Raw genomic sequence first — 18,392 nt, forward strand, 5'->3', positions numbered from 1 at the left:
TTTCCCTCACGGAACGAAAAAAGCACGGATACGAGTCACGGCGTGCAGTCGTCGCCGCGCTCGCGGCGACTCGCGCGCTACTTCGCGAGCGCCGCCTCGACCAGTTCGATCGGGTGCGACGGCCGCTCGCCGCCGGGGCGGTCGCCGAGCTGCGACCGGCAGGACGCGCCCGGCGCGACCACGACGTCGCCGGGACTCTCGTCCACTTGCTCGAACAGCAGCCGCCCGATCGCCTGCGAGAGATCGTAGTGTTCGGCCTCGTAGCCGAACGAGCCGGCCATTCCGCAGCAGCCGCTGTCGAGGTGGTCGACCTCGTAGCCGACCCGCCGGAGGACGCGCGCGGCGTGGTGGTCCTTGTTCGTCGCCTTCTGGTTGCAGTGGCCGTGGTACGTGAGCGACGCCGAGACGTCCGCCGGCTCGAAGTGCTCGTCGAGGCCGGCGACGTCGAGGTACTCCAGCACGCCGTAGGCCTCGGCACCCACCGCGAGCGCGTCGTCGCCGCCGACGAGGTCAGCGTACTCGTCCTGAAACATGACGGCGTCGGAGGGCTCGACGAAGACGACAGACCAGCCGTCGTCGACGTACGGCTTCAGGAGGCGCACGTTGCGTTCGGCTCGCTCGCTCGCGCGGTCGAGAAGCCCCATCGAGTACGCGGCCCGTCCGCTCGGAGCGACGTTCGACGGAACGGTGACGTACACGCCGGCGGCTTCGAGCGCGCGCACCGCGGCCTTCCCGGCGTCCGGGTAGATGTAGTTCGTGTACGTGTCGGGGAACAACAGCACCCGACGGTCCGCGCCGTCGCGCGGGACCCGCGCGCCGCCCCGCCCCTGAAACCAGTCTTTCAGCGTCTCCCGCTCGAACGTCGGCAACTCCCGCGCGGACGCGATTCCGAGCGTCCGTTCCATCGCCGTCCGCGCGCCCGGCACCGCGTCCGCGACGTTCGAGAGGGGGGCCAGTTTGCTGCCGACGGCGGCCCACCGGTCGATGTCCGCGAACAGCCGCTCCCTGAGGCTCGCGCCCTCGCGCTCGTGGTACTCGTGTTTCACCTCCGCCTTGAGCTTCGCGAGGTCGACCCCCGTCGGGCAGTCGTTCATGCAGCCCTTGCAGCCGACGCAGAGGTCGAGCACCTCCGTCTGAAACCGCTCCGAGTACAGCTCCTCCTCCGAGAGCTCGCCGCTTATCGCCGCCCTGAGCATGTTCGCCCGCCCCCGGGTCGTCTCGGCCTCGTCCTTCGAGGCGCGGTAGGTGGGACACATCGTGTCCGACCCGGTCTGCCGACACGTCCCGCAGCCGTTGCAGAGTTCGACGAGGTGCGAGAAGCCGCCCTCCTCGGAGAAGTCGAGCGCCGTCGCCGGCTCGACCGACGAGTACGCGGCGCCGTACCGGAGGTGCTCGCGCATGTCAGTGGGGTCGTCGTCGCGGTAGACGACCTTCCCCGGGTTGAAGAGCCAGTCCGGATCGAACGCCGTCTTCAGCTCCTTGAACGCCTCCCACAGCGTCGGTCCGTACATCTTCGGGTTGAACTCCGTCCGCGCGAGGCCGTCGCCGTGCTCGCCCGAGAACGAGCCGTGGTGTTCGAGGACGAGGTCGGTCACGGCGTCCGAGATCGAGCGCATCGTCTGGATGCCGTCGTCCTCCTTGAGGGTCAAGATCGGCCGGATGTGGAGCGTCCCGGACCCGGCGTGCGCGAAGTACGCCGCGGACGTGCCGTGGTCGTCGAGGATCCGTTCGAAAGAGCGGACGTATTCTGCGAGTTCGGTCGGCGGCACGGTCGCGTCCTCGATGAACGGGTACGGCTTCGGGTCGCCTTCGAGCGACATGAGAAGCGGGATCGCCGCCTTCCGCAGCTTCCAGAGCTTCCCCTGCTCCTCGTCGGTGTACGCCTCCACCACCTCGAACGCGTCCCCGTCGTCGACGAAGTGGGCGGTGGTCTCCCCGATCGCCGCAGCGAAGTCGTCGTGGAGCTCCGAGTCGAACTCCAGCATGAGCGCCGCGGCGGCGTCGTCCGGGATCGGCTCGGCGTACTGCGCGAACTCGCCGGAATCGCGCGCCAGCCTGAACACCTCGTCGTCCATCAGTTCGACGGCGCTCACGTCGAAGGTGAGCGCCTCGGGCACCGCCTCCATGGCCTCGACCAGGTCGCGGAAGCAGTAGAGCGCGAGCGCGGTCGACTCGGGCTTCGTCACGAGCGACACCGTCGCCTCGACGACGACGCCGAGCGTCCCCTCCGCGCCGACGAACAGCTTCGAGAGGTTGATCACCCGGTCGCCGCCGTCTCTCTCCTCGGCGCCGTCCCCGCGGGTCTCGTCCGTTGGACCGTTCCCGCGGACCTCGTTCGCCGGACGGTCCTCGCGGATGACCTTGTGCAGGTTGTACCCGGAGACGTTCCGCTTCAGCGTCGGGTAGCGCGACTCGATCTCCGCCTCGTTCTCCTCGACGAGCCGGCGGACGGTCCGGTACAGGTCGGCCTCCAGGTCGTCCTTTCCGACGATCTCGTCCCACTCGGGGCCGTCGAGGACGACGTCTCGGGTGTGGATCACCGAGCCGTCGGCGAGAACGACCCGGAGCTCTTCCGTGTACGCGTCGGTGATGCCGTATCGAACCGAGTGCGCGCCGGTACTGTTGTTGCCGATCCCGCCGCCGACCGTCGCGCGGTTCGAGGAGGCCGGGTCGGGGGCGAACTTCAACCCGTGCGGTTCGAGCGCGGCGTCGAGGTGGTCCTGCACGACCCCGGGTTGAACGGTCGCCCGTCGCGCGTCGGGGTCGACCCCGATGATCTCGTCCATGTACTTCGAGAAGTCGAGGACGACGCAGCCCGGACCGACGGCCTGTCCGGCGAGCGACGACCCCGCCCCGCGCGGCAGGACCGGCACGCCGTGTTCCCCGGCGATTCGAACCGCCGACCGCACGTCTTCGATCCCCCGCGGAATCACGACGCCGGCCGGCCGCGCCCGGTAGATGCTGCCGTCGGTCGCGTAGAGGATCTGGCTGTACTCGTCGAATCGAACCTCCCCCCGCACCGCCGACCGGAGATCGGCGGCGAGCGCGGCGTACTCGTCGACGTCCGGAACGTCGTACGACTGCGCCGCGCGGAAGGTCTCGAAATCGCTGAAGTCTGTCCGTGGCTCGTCGGCCGCCATCGACGTGACGTACGATCGTTCGTGATAAATACTCTGTGCAGGTTTCGCGCGGCGAGAATGTCGGCGGAACCGGCCGGTCGCGCGAACCCCGGCCGGTGCGACCGTCACCCGAGCGCGCCGAACGTTCGGACGCGTCTCGACCCGTCCCGCGGCTCCGCGCGCCGCCCAAGGATCAATACGGCGTCCGCCGTACCAGCTTCCATGCCCGATTCGGTAGACTCCCCGCAGATCCACCGACTGCTCGCGTCACCCGCCGGTGCCGCGCTGGAACGACCGTGGTTCGAACCGCTCTTGCAGCGGTCGTTCGTCAACCGGTTCGCGATCGGCCACGCCCGCGCCGCGGCGGACGTGTCGCTGGGATCGGGGCCGGCCGCGTTTCTCGACGCCGTGGACGCACCGCCCGCGCCGCACCTGCACGCGCGCATCGAACGGGCGCTGGCGGAGTACGCCCGCCTCCGCGACGCGTACGACGAGGCGACCGCGCGATGGGGCGAAGCGTTCTGGGGCGACGCCGAAACGACGCCCGACGAGCGCGTCGACCTCGAACGCGAGCGCCGACGGGCCGCCGCCCGGCGGAACGCGCCGGTCTGGCTGTTTCGGTTCCTCGCGTCCGACCACCTGCTTCCGCCCGCGGCCTTCGACCTCCCCGACCCGGACGCGACGATCCGCCGCTGGATCCCCCACGCGGAGCGCCCCGATCGGTTCTACAGCGCCCACGCCGAGATCCGGCCGGTCGAACGGTCGCGGGAGGTTCGCGGCCCCGGAACGGTCGAGTACCTCGTCCGCTTCCCGTCGCCGTCGCCGTACGTCGGCGGCCGGGCTTCCGCCCGCGTGTACGAACCCGCCGACGGCGACCGAAGCGCGCTGCCGACGCTCGTGTACGCCCACGGGCTGGGGATGGCGAGCGACCAGCAGGCCTACTGGCCGGAGGAGGAGTACGTCGCCCGCGCGCTCGCGCCCGGGGGCTACCGGGTCGTCCTCCCCGAAGCACCGTGGCACGGCCGTCGGGAGACCGCCGGCTCCTACAGCGGCGAGCCGTTCCTCGCCCGGGCACCCGTCGCCACCTTCGAGCTCTTCGAGGCGTGGGCGCTGGAGACGGGTGTTCTCACCGACTGGGCGCGCTCGACGGGCGCGCCGGCGGTCGGCGTGGGCGGGATCAGCCTCGGCGGCATCACCGCGCTCCACGTGGCGGGTCACTGCGGGACGTGGCCGGCGTCGATGCGCCCGGACCTCGTCTTCCCCGCGGCGATGACGGGGGCGGTCGACGAACTGCTCGTCGAGGGCGACCTGTCCGCGCGGATGGGCCTCGCGGACGCGCTCTCCGCCGCGGGGTGGACGGCGGCGCGACTCCGACGGCTCGCCCCGCTGCTGAATCCGCCGGCCGAACCCGACGTCGACCCGGACCGAATCGTCGCGTTCCGCGGGCTCGCTGACGGAGTCGCTCCCGCGGCGTCGGCGCGCGACCTCCTCGATTCGTGGGACGTCCCGGAGGGGAACCGACACGAGTGGTCCGTCGGCCACTTCGGCGTCCTCGTGCGGCTCGCGAGGGACGCGACGTTCAGGAACGTGGTCCGCGACCGCCTCGACGCCGCCGCGTCCTCGTCGACCGAAATCGTCTCGGACGCGGCGTAGCGGGCGCGGTAGGCGGAGAAGACGATCGGGAGGAGAACGCGCCGTCGGCCGACGGCGCGGGCGCTACTCGTCCAGAAAGTCCGGGTCGACCCGCTTTTCGCCGCGCTCGGCTTCGAGGTGGGCGCGGAACTCCTCGATCGCCACGTCCCCCCGCTCGCGCTCCTCGCGGTCGCGGACGGAGACGGTGCCGGCCTCCTCCTCGTCCCCGCCGACGATGAGCATGTACGGGACGCGGTCCTCGTGGGCCTGCTGGATCTTCCTGCCGACCGTCCACGAACGGTCCTCGATCCCGACGCGAAAGTCGCCGAGGCGCGATTTGACCCGCTCCGCGTACCCGATGTTGTCGTCGCTGACGGGGAGGATGCGCACCTGCTCCGGCGCGAGCCACAGCGGGAACTTGCCGTTGAAGTGCTCTATCATGACGCCCATGAACCGCTCGAACGAGCCGAGCAGCGCGCGGTGGACCATGACCGGGCGGTGCTCCTCGTTGTCCTCGCCGACGTACGTCAGATCGAGCCGCTCGGGGATGTTGAAGTCGAGCTGGACCGTGCCGATGGTCCACTCGCGGCCGATCGCGTCGATGGCGTCGACGGCCACCTTCGGGCCGTAGAACGCCGCCTCCCCGTCTTCGACGTCGTACTCCAGCCCTTCGGCGTCGAGGGCGTCCTTCAGCGACCGCGTCGCCTGCGCCCAGATTTCGTCGCTGCCGACCGCGTTCTCGCCCTTCGTCTCGAGCTTGTACTCGATGTCGAGGTCGAAGTTGCGGTAGATCTCCCGGATGCTCCGCAGCGTGTCCACGACCTCCTCTTGGATCTGGTCGGGCCGGATGAACGCGTGACCGTCGTCCTGCGTGAACCCGCGCACGCGGAGCAGGCCGGACAGCTCGCCGGACTGCTCGTTTCGGTAGACGGTGCCGAACTCCGAAAAGCGGATCGGCAGGTCGCGGTAGGAGTGCTGCTCGTGGGCGTAGATGTACGCGTGGTTCGCGCAGTTCATCGGCTTCAGGCCGTACTCGGTGTCGTCCTGCTCCCAGTTGAACATCTCGCCCTCGGCGGTGAAGTTGTCGTAGTGACCCGTCGGCTTCCACAGCGCCGCCTTGTTGAGCTCCGGCGTCCAGACTTCCTCGTAGCCGAGGTCGTCGTTCTTCTCGCGGACGTACTCCTCCAGTTCGCGGCGGATCCGCATCCCGTTCGGGTGGAAGTGGACGCAGCCCGGCGAGTGCTCCGGCACGGAAAAGAGGTCGAGTTCGCGGCCGAGCTTTCGGTGGTCGCGCTCCTTCGCCTCCTCGCGCCGCTTCAGGTACGCCTCGAGCTCTTCCTCGGATTCGAACGCGGTGCCGTACACCCGCGTCAGCGTCTCGTTCTCCTCGTCGCCGCGCCAGTACGCCGACGAGATGGAAAGGAGCGTCGCCGCGCCGATCTCGCCCGTCGATCCGACGTGCGGACCCTTACAGAGGTCCTCGAACTCGGCCTGTCGGTAGAACGACACCTCCTCCTCGTCGGCGGCCTCGTTTTCGAGGATGTCCTGCTTGTAGGGGTTGTCCTCGTACGCCTCGAACGCCTCCTCGCGGGTTCGCGTGAAACGCTCGATCTCGTAGTCCGCTTCGATGATCTCCGCCATCTCCGCCTCGATGGCGTCGAGGTCATCGCTGTCGAGGTCGACGCCGGTGACGTCGTAGTAGAACCCCTCGTCCGTCCACGGCCCGATCGTGAGCTTCGCGTCGGGGTACAGCCGCTGGAGCGCCTGCGCGAACACGTGCGCCGCGGAGTGACGAAGCACGTCGAGGTACTCGTCGCTCCCGTCGGTGACGATGACGAGGCTGACGTCGTCGTCGAGTTCCGTCGCCTTGTCGACGAGGTCGCCGTCGACGACGCCCGCGACCGTGTCCGTTCCGAGTCCCGGTCCGATCTCGTAGGCGACGTCCTCGACCGTGGACCCCGCCGGAACGGACAGCTCCGACCCGTCCGGGAGGGTCACAACGATATCGCTCATGTGAGAGCGCAATCGGAGGACGGGGATAAGTGTTGTTGAGACGCGCTAGCGGAGGGTGACGACTCGCACCTCACGGCGTTCGCCGTTCGGTCGTTCCACCCTCGCGGCGTTCGCCGCTCGGTCGTACTCACCCTCGCGGCGTAGGTCGACCCTCCGACTCCGCGGACCAAACCCTTCAAACCGTCGGCAGTGATACACCACTACCATGCGCTTCGACCGCCAAAGCGGCGTCTTCCTGCACGTCACCTCCCTGCCCGGTCCCCACGGGATCGGCGATCTCGGCGAGGGTGCCTCCGCCTTCGTCGACTTCCTCGCCGACGCCGACCAATCGCTCTGGCAGTTCTGCCCGCTCGGACCGACCTCGCCCGCCCACGGCAACTCCCCCTACCAGTCGTACTCGGCGTTCGCCGGCAACCCGCTCCTGGTGAGCCTCGACCGCCTCGTCGAACGCGGGTGGCTCTCCGAGGACGACCTCGAACCGGTGCCCGACTTCGATCCCCACGAGACCGAGTACGAACGCGTCGCGGAGTACAAGCAACCGTTGCTCCGGACGGCCGCGGAGCGGTTCGAGGAGGCGGCGACGGACGAGGAGCGAAGGGCGTTCGACGCCTTCCGCGAGCGGGAGGCCGACTGGCTCGCCGACTACGCCCTCTTCATGGCGCTGAAGGGCGAGTTCGACGGCGCGCTCTGGACGGCGTGGCCGCACGAGGTCAAGACGCGCGACGCCGAGGCGCTCGCCGAGCACCGCGACGGACTTGCCGACGAGATCCGTTACCGGGAGTTCGCCCAGTTCGTCTTCGACGGGCAGTGGCGCGACCTCCGCGCGTACGCCCACGACGCCGGGGTCGGTCTCGTCGGCGACCTGCCGATCTACGTCGCGCTCGACAGCGCGGACGTCTGGGCCAACCCCCGATCCTTCCTCCTCGACGACGAGAGCGATCCCGTCGCCGTCGCGGGCGTGCCGCCCAACCCCGACGACGACGGCCAGCGCTGGGGGAACCCGCTCTACGACTGGGACTTCCTCCGCGAGAACGGCTACGACTGGTGGCTCGCGCGCCTCTCGCGGCTGTTCGACCTCGTGGACGTCACCCGGGTCGACCACTTCAAGGGCTTCGACGAGTACTGGGCCATCCCAGCCGACGCCGACGATCCCGCGGCGGGCGAGTGGCGCGACGCGCCGGGGTACGACTTCTTCGAGACGGTCGAGCGCGACCTCGGCGACCTCCCCTTCGTCGTCGAGGATCTGGGCTTCATCGACCAGTCGCTCGTGGATTTGCGCGAACGCTTCGACTTCCCCGGCATGAAGATCCCCCACTACGCCGACTGGTGCAGCGCGGGCGACCCGAACCAGCCGATGCACTACCCCGAGAACTCGGTCGGCTACTCCGCCACCCACGACACGAACACCACCGTGGGATACTATCGAAGCCTCCCCGACCACCAGCGCGACTGCCTGCACTACAACCTCGGCATCGACGGCGGCGACGACATCCACTGGTCGGTGATCGAGGCGGTGTGGAACTCCAACGCCGTCGTCGCGTTCGCGACGATGCAGGATCTCCTCGGCCTCGACGAGCACGCCCGGTTCAACGCGCCCGGCACCGCGGAGGGCAACTGGCGCTGGCGCTGCACCCGCGAGGGGTTCGACCCCGACGTGGCCGACCACCTCGCGATGCTCACCGACATCCACATCCGCTGATCCGGGAACGGAAGCGACCGTCGACCGACGGCGCCTCTCTCTCTCGTCGGCGGCGTCTGTTCGCTGTACCTGTCCGCCGGTCTCGGCGATCAGCCGGGCCGATCGAACGCGGCTTCGAACGCCGACTCGTCCCCGTACGTGTGTCGAACACGAACCGCCGTCACGGCCGAATCGAGGTCCGTCACGACGAGTCGGTAGCGATTGATCCCGAGCGATTCGTAACAGCCACCGACGGGGGGCGGCTCCTCGCCGTTCGACACGACGACGGTCAGGGTTCCGCCGCGCGACGAGAGCTCGGTCAGGTTCGTGGTCCGGCACGTCGGATCGCCGATCCCGGCGGTCCGCCCGGAGACCGTTAGTTTCGACGCCCCCGTGAAGTCGACCGAAACCGCCTCGTTTTCGTCGTCGGAGGCGGCGTAGCCGTCCGCGTCGGCCGTCAGTTCGGCGTCGACTCCCGCCTCTTCGCACGTGCGGTCCGCGGCCGGCCCGCAGACCGTGAACGTGGACTCGCTCGGCACCTCATCGGTTTTCGGGGTCGCGTTCGCGAGACAGCCGCCGAGGCCCGACGCCGCCCCGAGCGAGACGAACCGACAGTACGTGCGACGTTTCACGCCCACCGGTTCGGCGCGCGGGCACCTCAGGGTTCGGTATACGCAAACGGTCGTTTGTCCCTCGGGGGGTCGCGGCGCTCGTCGGGTGAGAATGCAGGTGATGAACGCTCCCGTGAGCGAACTCGCTCAGCGATGGCTTCTGCGTTCGACGAGGAATCCGCGGATGCGCTGTCGACCACCTTACACGACCGGGGTTACGTCCACTACGTCGACGAGCAGCGCAGGAGTACGTCGATCGTGTACCTGCCTCAGTACTTTCAACGGCAGCGTTATCTCTGAATACAATGAAGTAACCCCAATGGCCTCCGCGAACGGAGATGAGGGTTCTCAGCGAAAGACCGGTACAGGAATGTCGACTGGGCTCGTCCTCGGCGTCGCCATCGGTCTCGCGATGAACGAGTTGGCTATGGGTATCGCTCTCGGCATCGTCCTCGGTGCGGGCATCGAAGCCGGGTGGCCTCGAAGACAGCAGTAGTCGGTGAAGAGTACAGTACCACCAGGCGGATGCCCCACGAACGGTCGTTCGTCCCTCGTTCGAGCGCCGCACGTCCGACTCGTCGCCCGATCGACGTCCCACCCGCTCACTCGGCGTCCGTTCTCGACCGCTCCCCGTCGACCGGCCGACCGCCGAGACCGGCGGACAGGTACAGCGAACAGACGCCGCCGACGAGGACGACCAGCCAGTACGTCGCGACGCGGTACAGCAGCACCGCGGCGGCGACCACGTCGACGGCCGTCCCCGTCAGGAGGACGATCGCGGCGGCCGCGCCGATCTCCGTCCCGCCGAGGCCGCCCGGTGTCGGCAGGAGCGTGGCCAGGCCGGCCGCCGGGACGACGAAGAGCGACAGCGCGAGCGGCGGATGGTGGCCGACGGCGAGAAAGCCGAGGTGCAGCGGCAGGGCGAACAGCAGCCACCCGCACAGCGCGAAGGCCGCGGCCCTGACGACCGTCCGGCGGTCCGCGGTCGCCCGGTCGAACGCCTCGAAGAAGTCCGCCAGCCCGCGGTCGATCGCGTCGGGCGCGAGTCGGCGACCCGCCCGCGGGAGGAGCCGTCCGACGGTCGCGCGACCGACGGCCCCGCCCGCGAGCGCCGACCGGCGGAGCGCCGACCGGCGGTGGCGAAGGCACCCTACCAGCGCGGCGACGACCGCGAGCACGGCCGCGAGGGCGACCGCGACGGTCCCAGTTCCGCCCCCGGCGGCGGGCGCGGCGGTCAGGACGAACCAGCCGAAGCCCGCGACGGCGACGACGAGCGATCCGAGGAAGATGACGAGTTCGCTCGCCGTCACCGCGGCGAACGTCCGGCGGTAGTCGAGTTCGAGATCCTCCGCGAGCACGTACGCGAGGAGCGGCACGCCGCCCGCGTGACCGAGCGGGAGCACCTGCTTCGCGAACGTCCCCGCGAGGTAGCCCACCCGAACGCGGTCCGTCGGAACGGATTCGACGGTCCCGAGGAACGTCGCCGTGACGCTGCTCCACGCCAACTGCGCCAGCAGGCTGGCGAGGAACGCCGCCGCGAGCAGCCGCGGGTCGGCCGCGACCACCTCGGCGGCGATCGCGCTCCAGTCGACGTCGGCGACGACCACGACCGCGAGGAGCGACGCGACGACGCCGAGGCCGAACGCGATCCGCCTTCGGCCGTTCGGCTTGGGTTCGACCGCGTAGCTCGCTTCCATGTTCCCCCAAAATCGATCAGAACCCATTACTGTTGGGATGAGTGAGAGATTCGCTAGCGTCATCGTGACGGGCGTCACCGGATAGCAAGGATCAAACCCGTCGCCGCCGTCGCGGACGACGATGCACGTCGACGCAGACCGCCTTCGGGCGGACATCGAGGCCAACGCGGCGTTCGGGGCGATCGAGACGGACGAGGGGCGCGGTCGAACCGTCCTTGCCGGGACCGACGCGAGTCGACGGGCGCGCGAGTACTTCGTCGAGCGGCTCCGCGACGCCGGACTCTCGGTGACCGTCGACGCCGTCGGCAACGTGTCGGGGACGTGGCTCCCCGAGAGCGCGGATCCGGACGCCGCGCCGGTCGCCGCCGGGAGTCACCTCGACTCGGTTCCCGAGGGCGGCATCTTCGACGGGCCGCTCGGCGTCTACGCCGCGCTGGAGAGCGTCCGGGCGGCGCAGGACGCCGGGCTCGACCCCGACCGTCCGATCTCGGTCGTGTGCTTCTCCGAGGAGGAGGGTCAGCGGTTCTCGAACGGACTGCTCGGCTCGTCGGTCGCGGTCGGCGAGCGGACGGTCGAGGAGGCGCTCGAGCTCGAAGACGACGCGGGCGTCGCCCTCGACGCTGCCCTCGACGAGATCGGTTTCCGGGGCGAAGGCCGCCTCGACGCGGCCGGGTGGGACGCCTGGTTCGAACTCCACGTCGAACAGGACACGCGGCTGGAGCGCGTGGGAGCGACCGAGGGAGCGTCGGCCGCCGAGGCGTCGTCCGACGAGACGACGTCCCCCGTGGGCGTCGTGACGACCATCACCGGCATCACCCACTGCGAGGTGACTGTCCGCGGCGAGGCGAACCACGCCGGCGCGACGCCGATGGACGATCGGACCGACGCCCTCGCCGCCGCGAGCGAGTTCGTCCTCGACGTGGAGGCGGCGGCGAACGACGTCGTCGCGGCGTCGAGCGAGACGGCGGTGGCGACCGTCGGCTCCCTCACCGTCCGGCCGAACGCGACGAACGTCGTCCCCGGGACCGTCGAGATGGGCGTGGACGTTCGGGACGTCTCCGCCGAGTCGATGGAGACGATCGTCGAGGCGGCCCGCGCGAGCCTCGCGCTGCTCGAACGCGGGCGCGGCGTCGAAACCGAGTTCTCGCGACCGTTCGACCTCGAACCGACGCCGATGAGCGACCGCCTTCGCCGGATCGCACACCGCGCGGGCGAGGGGGCGGGCGTCGACACCGTGGACCTCCACTCGGGGGCCGCACACGACACGATGCACGTCGCCGGCGCGACCGACGCCGCCCTGCTCTTCGCGCCCTCCCGCGACGGCGTCTCGCACAACCCCCGCGAGTGGACCGACTGGAGCGACTGCGCGGCCGCCGCGCGGGTGCTCGCCGGGTCGATCGCCGACGCGGCGGGGGCGCTGCCGTAGCCGACGCGGTCTCGGGTCGACTCGTCGTCGCCGCTCGAATCGGAGCCTCGCTCCGGGTGGCTTCAGAACGACAGATCGTCTGCGTAGTGCGGATTCCCCGCCCGATCGTCGTAGAACTTCCGGCCGACGTACGCGTCGGTCACGTGACAGAGGAGGACTTCGTACACGTCCTTCGCCGAGTAGAACCGCGACACCGAACAGCGGTCGACGACCTCGCCGATCGTCTCTTCGTCCCCGTTCGGCGACGCTATCGTCCGATCTCCCAGCTCCTCCGTCAGCCGTTCTGCGACGATGGGGAAGTCGAACGCTCGATCCACCGTCCGGTACGTTTCGCTGAGACGCATCGCCGCGCTCTTTTCGGACGCCCCAAAAAGCGACTCTGACCGAAACGTCGAAACGACGGGGCGCCGGCGAGGTCCGCCCTTAAAAAGCAAGGAGAGTGCCCGTGCCTCGAGGCGTCCTCGGAACGCTTCGCGTTCCGATGTGCGAACGAGACGCGACGCGTCTCGTCAACGCGGTATGGATCCGACAACCAAGAGACGGGCGTTCGCCGTCACGGCGGCCGCGACGGAATCGAAAGCCGAAAAGTCGTCCGACCCGTCGGATTCGCCGATGGAAACCGGCGCGATTCCCCTCGCCGATCTCGACGGCCCGTTCGACCTCCAGGCGACCCTCGAAAGCGGTCAGTCGTACCTCTGGGATCGCCCCGACGGTCGGATGTACGAGTCGACGGACGCCCGCGGCGGCGACGCCTGGTACGAGACGGTCGTTCCGTCGATCGAGGGCGTGACGGAGCGCCGCGAGGTCGTTCGCGTCCGCCAGACCGACGGCGCGCTGGAGTGGGAGTCGACGACCGACGCCGTCCCGATCCTCGCGCACCTGCTCCGGCTCGACGACGACCTCGACGCGATCCGCGCCGCGACGCCCGACGATCCGCTCCTCCGGCGAGCCTTCGAGGCGTACCGCGGGATGCGGCTCGTCCGCGACCCCGCCTTCACGTGTCTCGTCTCTTTCATCTGCTCCGCGCAGATGCGCGTCTCGCGCATCCACGGGATGCAGCGGGCGCTCTCACGGACCTACGGGGACACCGTGGTCGCGGGCGGCCGCGAGTTCCGCGCGTTCCCGTCGCCGGAGCGACTCGCCGCCCGAACGGAAGCCGAGCTCCGCGACCTCAACCTCGGCTACCGCGCGCCGTACGTCCGACGGACCGCGGAGATGGTCGCGGAAGAAGAGGCCGACCCGACGGCCGCCGCCGAACTGCCGTACGAGGACGCGCGCGAGTACCTCACCCGGTTCGTCGGCGTGGGTGACAAGGTGGCCGACTGCGTCCTCCTGTTCTCGCTCGGCTTCCTGGAGGCGGTGCCGCTCGACACGTGGATCAAGAGCGCCATCGCCGACAACTACCCCGACTGCGAGCGGGGAAACTACGCGGCCACCTCTCGGGCCATCCGCGAACGTTTCGGGGGCCGCTACGCCGGCTACGCGCAAACGTACGTGTTCTACTATCTCCGGGGCGGCGGCGCTTGAGACGGGTTTTTTCTTATCGAAGGGCAATTTTATTATCCCGCTCCCCGGGGTATTCAGGCGAAGGTTCATACAGCCGCGTGGACAACTAGCGCCCACAATGGATTGTAGAGTCGTCGTGGAAGCGGCGGTCCCCGTGTACGACGTGGAGACGCCGGACGAGGCGATTCGAATCGCCATCTCGAAGACGGGTGAGATGCTTAATCCGAAGCTCAATTACGTCGAGATAAATATGGGCTCCCGCGAGTCTCCGTCCGGCGACGAGCTTCCGCCGGCGTTCATCGCGGCCGACGAGGCGCTCGTCGCGCTGGAACTCGAAATGACCGTGTTCAACGTCGAACGCGAGGAGCACGCGAGCCGGATCGCCCGCAAGGAGATCGGCCAGCGACTCGCGAACATTCCGCTGAAAATCCTCTCCGTGGAGGAGCTCGAAGAGGACGGGGACGACGACGCCGAGGAGACGGATTCGGAGACCGAGGCGGACGCGGACGCCGACGAGAGCGCCGCGGAGGCCGCCGACGGCGACGATGAAGACGACCTCCTCCCCGAGTTCGAGGAGATGGTCGAGGAAGAGTCCGGCGGATAGCCGCCGCTACTGGCTGTGAGTTCCGGTAGGGGACGAGGACTTCGATTCAGTCGGCCTGTGGAGCGAGCGCTTCCGACTCGGCTTCTCCCATCGACGACGTAATCCCGCGCGCCAGCTCAAAAACGGCCGCCTTGTGGTCGGTCTTTGACTTGTGAATAGATGTCGGTCGTACGCCCAGCGTCTCGTACTCCGACATTTCGAACTCGCGTCCTTCCCATTTTTCGCACTGGTTCTGTACCTCTGCAAGCAGGCCGTGAAGGTGAATGAGCTCCTGCTTCTTCATGAGCAACCCATGCTTGCAACTGGAGGGTTATATTATTATCTTGAGCACCGTTAGCACACTCCTGCCCGCTCGGTGGCATCTGACGGCGGATTTCGCCCCCTCACGGCGGTGCGGTGTGAACGTTTTAGTTTCTTCTTACCCTGATAGTAAACGTCGGTTACTCCATTGTTCACGTCAGTTTCGTCGGTGAACTCACGGTCGAGCCGACGAGTCAGCGGACCACACTCGCCGCCGTCGACCATCGGCAGCGCGGCGCGGTATCCCGCCGCGCGTGATCGATCCGTCAAACCAAAGATGCCTCCGTGCGCCGGTCGGAGCGCGGACTCCCGAAGGCGCATCTCGCGAACGGGAAAACTCTCGTCCTCGCGTGCGGACCCGGGCGCGCACGCCGGGTTCCGGCCGGTGAACGCTACTGAAACTGTTTTACGATTTCGAGGTCGCGCTCGGTCCGCATGAACTCGGTCAGCCGGCGCGTGGCGTGGCAGTTCGGGCAATCGAAGTTGCGTCGCGTCGCCGGCAGATCGCTCGGGTTCGCTTCCCACTCCTTTCCGCACTCGGGGCACAACAGGCGGACGAACGCTTCGACCATGGTCACGACTGTCGCCTGCTACCTCAATAAAAGTTGTTGCGGGTTTCGTCCGTCTCGGGGCCGAACGCCGGTCGAACTCACGCGAACAGTCCGAGTTCCTCGGCTTCGAGGAGCTCCTTGTACCGGTTTCGGATGGTGACTTCGCTGATGTTCGCGACGTCGCTCACCTCGCTCTGGGTCACCTTCTCGTTGGTGAGCAGCGCCGCCGCGTAGACGGCGGCCGCCGCGAGCCCCACCGGACTCTTTCCGCTGTGGATCCCCGCCTCCTTCGCGGTTCGGAGGAGCTGTCGGGCGCGGCGTTCGGTCTCGTCGGAGAGGTCGAGGTCCGACGCGAACCGCGGGACGTACTGCTCGGGGTCCGCGGGCTGGATCTCGAGCTTCAGCTCGCGCACCACGTAGCGGTACGTCCGCGTCAGCTCCATCTTGTCGACGCGAGAGACGCTGGCGATTTCGTCGAGGCTGCGGGGCGTGCCGGCCTGTCGCGCGGCGGCGTACAGCGCGCTGGTGGCGACACCCTCGATCGAGCGTCCCGGGAGCAGATCCTCGCTCAGCGCGCGGCGGTAGATGACGCTGGCGGTCTCGCGGACGTTCTCGGGCAGCCCGAGCGCGCTCGCCATCCGGTCGATCTCCCCCAGCGCCTGCTTCAAGTTCCGCTCCTTCGAGTCGCGCGTGCGGAACCGCTCGTTCCACGTCCGAAGCCGCTGCATCTGCCGTCGCTGGCGGGCCGAGAGCGCCTTTCCGTAGGCGTCCTTGTCCTGCCAGCCGATGTTGGTCGACAGGCCCTTGTCGTGCATCATCTGCGTCGTCGGCGCGCCGACCCGCGACTTCGAGTTCCGCTCTTCGCCGTTGAAGGCGCGCCACTCGGGGCCGCGGTCGACCGAATCCTCCTCGACGACGAGCCCGCAGTCGGTGCAGACGGTTTCGCCGTGCTCCGTGTCGGTCACGAGCCGACCACCGCACTCCGGACACGTGCGGACCGACTCGGAGACCTCCCGCTCCGTGGTCTCTCGCTGCTGTTCACCGTTTTCCGTGTACGTGCGGATTGTCGTATCGCTCATGATCGTGTGGGGGACCCCGCTCTCACCGGTTCGAAGAGACGAAAGAAAACCCGGCGGGCGCGTCCTTACGAGTAGTAAAGGGCCGAAAAGTATATAAATGTTTCGCGGCTGTGCGAGACGAAAATCGACCGACTGGGCCGTCTTCGCCGCGGCGTCGTCCCGTTCTTCCGATGCGCCCTCGATACCCTCACGGTTCTTAACGGTTTCGTCGATTTGGCGGCGTTCCGTACCGTCGTCACCCGCGTCCGAACGCGCGTCAGAGCCACCCCTCGTTTCTGAAGTACGTCAACAGGATCACGGCCACGGCGGCCATCCCGATCATCACCGCCGGGTACCCGAACGTCCAGCGCAGCTCCGGCATGTTGTACGCGCCCTCGCCGAAGTTCATCCCGTACACGCCGACGACGAACGACAGCGGTAAAATGATCGTCGCGACGACTGTCAGCCGCTTCATCACCTCGTTCGTCGACTGCGACAGTGTGTTGAGGTAGATGTCCCGCGCGCCGCTCGCGAGGTCGCGGTACGTCTCCGTGAGGTCGACGAGCTGGACGAGGTGGTCGCCGACGTCGCGGTAGTACTTCTCCGTCGGCTCGCGGATCTCGTCGGGATCGCCCCGCGCGAGCGGGACGATCGCCTCGCGGGTCGGCCACAGGAGCTTTCGGACGGACAGCAGGTCGCGCCGGACGGCGTTGAGCGACCGGAGCACGTCCGGATCCGGCCCGTCGAGGATACCGTCCTCGACCTCCTCGATCGTCCGCTCGATCTCGTCGAGCAGGTCGAAGTAGCCGTCGACGATCCCGTCGAGGATCCGGTACGCGGCGAAGTCCGGACCGGACCGCAACAGGCGCTCGTCGCCCCGTCCGACGGCGTCCCAGGTTCGCTCGACCGGCTCGGGGGCGTGGGTCGACATCGTCACCAGCCAGTCCGAGCCGACGAACAGCCCAACCGGTCGCGTCAAAATTTCGTCCCGGAACGCCGTTTCGCCGCCGCGGAGCGTCGCGGTCTTCGCCAGCACGAACAGGTGCGCGGGGTAATCCTCCGACTTCGGTCGGACGCCCCGCCGGACGTCCTCGACCGACAGCGGGTGGATGCCGAAGACGTCGGCGACCGCCGCCAGTTCGTCGGCGTCCGCGTTCGACGCCCGGACCCACGTCGTTCCCGTCGCGGCCCTCGCGCGCTCGATATCCGCGTACGCCGTGGCTCCGTCGGCGTCGTAGACGACGGCGGAGATCACGATCGCTCCTCCCCGCCGTAGCCGACCGCGAGCAGCGTGACCCCGATCATCACGCCCGTGACGGAGAACGCCCGTCCGGGGTACGGCGCGACGAGGCCCACCGCGTAGCCGACGAGTCCCGCTCCGGTGAGGACGACGCCGGCCGTCAGCGCGCGATCCATATCTCCGGGCTTGCGCGCGCGGGTGAAAAGCGTTGCCGGGCCTCAGGCCGGGTGCTCGATCGCCTCCATCATCGAGACGACGTTCTCCTCCTCGTCCGCGTCCCGCGGGTAGACGCCGAGCGGGACGACGAAGTCGTCGTCCCGCGCCTTCGCGACGTGGACGAACACGTCCACCTCCTGCCCCTCGAAGGTCGCCGTCGCCTCGTACTTGCTCACCGTCTCGTCGCTCCCCAGCACCGTCGCGGACCGTTCGTCCACCTTCTCCGGATCGCTGAGCCCCTCGTAGTTGCTGGTGAGCATCTCGACGAGCTCGTCGTGGTCGTAGTCGCCGATCGGGTTGAACGTCTTCCCCGCCACCTCGACCGCCGGACTGGAGATGACCGCGAACACGCCGAGCTTCGCCTCGCCGACGACCGGGATGCGCATCGTCTTCTCGTAGGTCGCGATCTCGTTCGTCGCCTCCACCGTCCGCGTCTGCCCGGCCGCCGAGAACTCGCGCTCCACCGTCTGCGACTCCTCTTCCTCCAGTTCGTACCCGGCGTCCGACGCGGTCTCCTCGTCGGTCCTCGCCGGCTCCGCTTCGAACGTGAGCGCCTCCTCCCCGGTGACGAAGTCGAGACACCCGCCTCCCAGCGTCAGCGCCGCGAGCGCGCCCGTCGCCACACGTCTGCGTGTGTACATGTTCTCGCCTTTCAGACTCTCACGCCATAAGTTATGTGGCTCTCCCGTCCGGTATTCGGAGGTTCGAACGTCGTCGAAGTGTCTCCAAATGTTGACATCA

17 protein-coding genes are annotated in these 18,392 nt (G+C 68.6%); 6 read left to right on the top strand and 11 right to left on the bottom strand.

All coding sequences use genetic code 11. From position 1 onward, the window contains the following. Positions 1 to 77: 77 nt before the first annotated feature. Positions 78 to 3,140, bottom strand: coding sequence for an FAD-binding and (Fe-S)-binding domain-containing protein (locus C3L37_RS16145; protein WP_129115631.1), 3,063 nt, complete (start codon positions 3,138 to 3,140; stop codon positions 78 to 80). Between the two features lie 201 nt (positions 3,141 to 3,341). Here C3L37_RS16145 and C3L37_RS16150 point away from each other — a divergent pair, with 201 nt between their 5' ends. Then, entirely contained in the window at positions 3,342 to 4,772 is a 1,431-nt protein-coding gene (locus C3L37_RS16150; protein WP_129115632.1) for an alpha/beta hydrolase, read from the top strand. Between the two features lie 63 nt (positions 4,773 to 4,835). Here the strand turns inward: C3L37_RS16150 and thrS are convergent, their stop codons facing one another. Next, positions 4,836 to 6,764, bottom strand: coding sequence for a threonine--tRNA ligase (gene thrS / locus C3L37_RS16155; RefSeq protein ID WP_129115633.1), 1,929 nt, complete (start codon positions 6,762 to 6,764; stop codon positions 4,836 to 4,838). Positions 6,765 to 6,969: 205 nt separating this feature from the next. Here thrS and malQ point away from each other — a divergent pair, with 205 nt between their 5' ends. After that, positions 6,970 to 8,463, top strand: a complete 1,494-nt coding sequence (gene malQ, locus C3L37_RS16160; protein ID WP_129115634.1) for a 4-alpha-glucanotransferase — start codon at positions 6,970 to 6,972, stop codon at positions 8,461 to 8,463. A gap of 89 nt (positions 8,464 to 8,552) precedes the next feature. Here malQ and C3L37_RS16165 read toward each other — a convergent pair whose 3' ends face one another. Beyond that, a complete protein-coding gene (locus C3L37_RS16165; protein WP_129115635.1) occupies positions 8,553 to 9,074 on the bottom strand; it encodes a hypothetical protein in 522 nt (173 codons plus the stop codon). A 349-nt stretch (positions 9,075 to 9,423) separates the two neighbouring features. Here C3L37_RS16165 and C3L37_RS25375 point away from each other — a divergent pair, with 349 nt between their 5' ends. Continuing rightward, positions 9,424 to 9,549 (top strand): hypothetical protein, encoded by a 126-nt coding sequence (locus C3L37_RS25375; RefSeq protein ID WP_267195332.1) that lies wholly within the window; start codon positions 9,424 to 9,426, stop codon positions 9,547 to 9,549. Positions 9,550 to 9,655: 106 nt separating this feature from the next. On the opposite strand, the gene C3L37_RS16170 is transcribed toward C3L37_RS25375, so the two are convergent. Next, positions 9,656 to 10,750: a lysylphosphatidylglycerol synthase transmembrane domain-containing protein gene (locus tag C3L37_RS16170; protein WP_164974777.1), complete on the bottom strand. Its 1,095-nt coding sequence runs from the start codon at positions 10,748 to 10,750 to the stop codon at positions 9,656 to 9,658. 121 nt (positions 10,751 to 10,871) lie between these two features. Between C3L37_RS16170 and C3L37_RS16175 the strand changes: the two genes are divergently transcribed. Further along, a complete protein-coding gene (locus tag C3L37_RS16175; protein WP_129115637.1) occupies positions 10,872 to 12,176 on the top strand; it encodes a M20 family metallo-hydrolase in 1,305 nt (434 codons plus the stop codon). A 62-nt stretch (positions 12,177 to 12,238) separates the two neighbouring features. Here C3L37_RS16175 and C3L37_RS16180 read toward each other — a convergent pair whose 3' ends face one another. Continuing rightward, positions 12,239 to 12,520, bottom strand: coding sequence for a DUF5789 family protein (locus tag C3L37_RS16180; protein WP_129115638.1), 282 nt, complete (start codon positions 12,518 to 12,520; stop codon positions 12,239 to 12,241). A gap of 268 nt (positions 12,521 to 12,788) precedes the next feature. Between C3L37_RS16180 and C3L37_RS16185 the strand changes: the two genes are divergently transcribed. Together C3L37_RS16185 and C3L37_RS16190 are read left to right on the top strand one after the other, a co-directional pair. Then, positions 12,789 to 13,703, top strand: a complete 915-nt coding sequence (locus tag C3L37_RS16185; protein ID WP_129115869.1) for a DNA-3-methyladenine glycosylase family protein — start codon at positions 12,789 to 12,791, stop codon at positions 13,701 to 13,703. Positions 13,704 to 13,800: 97 nt separating this feature from the next. Further along, on the top strand, positions 13,801 to 14,286 hold the full coding sequence (locus C3L37_RS16190) for a DUF555 domain-containing protein (protein WP_129115639.1): 486 nt from the start codon (positions 13,801 to 13,803) through the stop codon (positions 14,284 to 14,286). A 46-nt stretch (positions 14,287 to 14,332) separates the two neighbouring features. On the opposite strand, the gene C3L37_RS16195 is transcribed toward C3L37_RS16190, so the two are convergent. The 6 genes from C3L37_RS16195 to C3L37_RS16215 form a co-directional block, all read right to left on the bottom strand. Further along, positions 14,333 to 14,569: a UPF0058 family protein gene (locus C3L37_RS16195; RefSeq protein WP_129115640.1), complete on the bottom strand. Its 237-nt coding sequence runs from the start codon at positions 14,567 to 14,569 to the stop codon at positions 14,333 to 14,335. 409 nt (positions 14,570 to 14,978) lie between these two features. Beyond that, positions 14,979 to 15,158, bottom strand: coding sequence for a DUF7836 family putative zinc-binding protein (locus C3L37_RS16200; protein WP_129115641.1), 180 nt, complete (start codon positions 15,156 to 15,158; stop codon positions 14,979 to 14,981). Positions 15,159 to 15,235: 77 nt separating this feature from the next. Further along, positions 15,236 to 16,216, bottom strand: a complete 981-nt coding sequence (locus tag C3L37_RS16205; RefSeq protein ID WP_129115642.1) for a transcription initiation factor IIB — start codon at positions 16,214 to 16,216, stop codon at positions 15,236 to 15,238. A 256-nt stretch (positions 16,217 to 16,472) separates the two neighbouring features. Beyond that, positions 16,473 to 17,450 (bottom strand): magnesium/cobalt transporter CorA, encoded by a 978-nt coding sequence (gene corA, locus C3L37_RS16210; protein ID WP_129115643.1) that lies wholly within the window; start codon positions 17,448 to 17,450, stop codon positions 16,473 to 16,475. Beyond that, positions 17,447 to 17,611, bottom strand: a complete 165-nt coding sequence (locus C3L37_RS24445) for a hypothetical protein (RefSeq protein ID WP_164974778.1) — start codon at positions 17,609 to 17,611, stop codon at positions 17,447 to 17,449. Before C3L37_RS24445 ends, corA begins: the two co-directional genes overlap by 4 nt. A gap of 42 nt (positions 17,612 to 17,653) precedes the next feature. Then, positions 17,654 to 18,292, bottom strand: coding sequence for a DUF6517 family protein (locus tag C3L37_RS16215; protein WP_129115644.1), 639 nt, complete (start codon positions 18,290 to 18,292; stop codon positions 17,654 to 17,656). Positions 18,293 to 18,392 lie beyond the last annotated feature (100 nt).

Source organism: Halegenticoccus tardaugens (assembly GCF_004116405.1).
Taxonomy (GTDB): Archaea; Halobacteriota; Halobacteria; order Halobacteriales; family Haloferacaceae; genus Halegenticoccus; species Halegenticoccus tardaugens.

What these genes read in the sequence shown, in the direction of transcription:
- C3L37_RS16200 (WP_129115641.1), bottom strand. Translation starts at nt 15,158, where the DNA reads ATGGTCGAAGCGTTCGTCCGCCTGTTGTGCCCCGAGTGCGGAAAGGAG.
- C3L37_RS16205 (WP_129115642.1), bottom strand. Translation starts at nt 16,216, where the DNA reads ATGAGCGATACGACAATCCGCACGTACACGGAAAACGGTGAACAGCAG.
- C3L37_RS25375 (WP_267195332.1), top strand. Translation starts at nt 9,424, where the DNA reads ATGTCGACTGGGCTCGTCCTCGGCGTCGCCATCGGTCTCGCGATGAAC.
- C3L37_RS16195 (WP_129115640.1), bottom strand. Translation starts at nt 14,569, where the DNA reads ATGAAGAAGCAGGAGCTCATTCACCTTCACGGCCTGCTTGCAGAGGTA.
- C3L37_RS16150 (WP_129115632.1), top strand. Translation starts at nt 3,342, where the DNA reads ATGCCCGATTCGGTAGACTCCCCGCAGATCCACCGACTGCTCGCGTCA.
- malQ (WP_129115634.1), top strand. Translation starts at nt 6,970, where the DNA reads ATGCGCTTCGACCGCCAAAGCGGCGTCTTCCTGCACGTCACCTCCCTG.
- C3L37_RS24445 (WP_164974778.1), bottom strand. Translation starts at nt 17,611, where the DNA reads ATGGATCGCGCGCTGACGGCCGGCGTCGTCCTCACCGGAGCGGGACTC.
- C3L37_RS16180 (WP_129115638.1), bottom strand. Translation starts at nt 12,520, where the DNA reads ATGCGTCTCAGCGAAACGTACCGGACGGTGGATCGAGCGTTCGACTTC.
- C3L37_RS16145 (WP_129115631.1), bottom strand. Translation starts at nt 3,140, where the DNA reads ATGGCGGCCGACGAGCCACGGACAGACTTCAGCGATTTCGAGACCTTC.
- C3L37_RS16170 (WP_164974777.1), bottom strand. Translation starts at nt 10,750, where the DNA reads ATGGAAGCGAGCTACGCGGTCGAACCCAAGCCGAACGGCCGAAGGCGG.
- C3L37_RS16215 (WP_129115644.1), bottom strand. Translation starts at nt 18,292, where the DNA reads ATGTACACACGCAGACGTGTGGCGACGGGCGCGCTCGCGGCGCTGACG.
- thrS (WP_129115633.1), bottom strand. Translation starts at nt 6,764, where the DNA reads ATGAGCGATATCGTTGTGACCCTCCCGGACGGGTCGGAGCTGTCCGTT.
- C3L37_RS16190 (WP_129115639.1), top strand. Translation starts at nt 13,801, where the DNA reads ATGGATTGTAGAGTCGTCGTGGAAGCGGCGGTCCCCGTGTACGACGTG.
- C3L37_RS16185 (WP_129115869.1), top strand. Translation starts at nt 12,789, where the DNA reads ATGGAAACCGGCGCGATTCCCCTCGCCGATCTCGACGGCCCGTTCGAC.
- C3L37_RS16175 (WP_129115637.1), top strand. Translation starts at nt 10,872, where the DNA reads ATGCACGTCGACGCAGACCGCCTTCGGGCGGACATCGAGGCCAACGCG.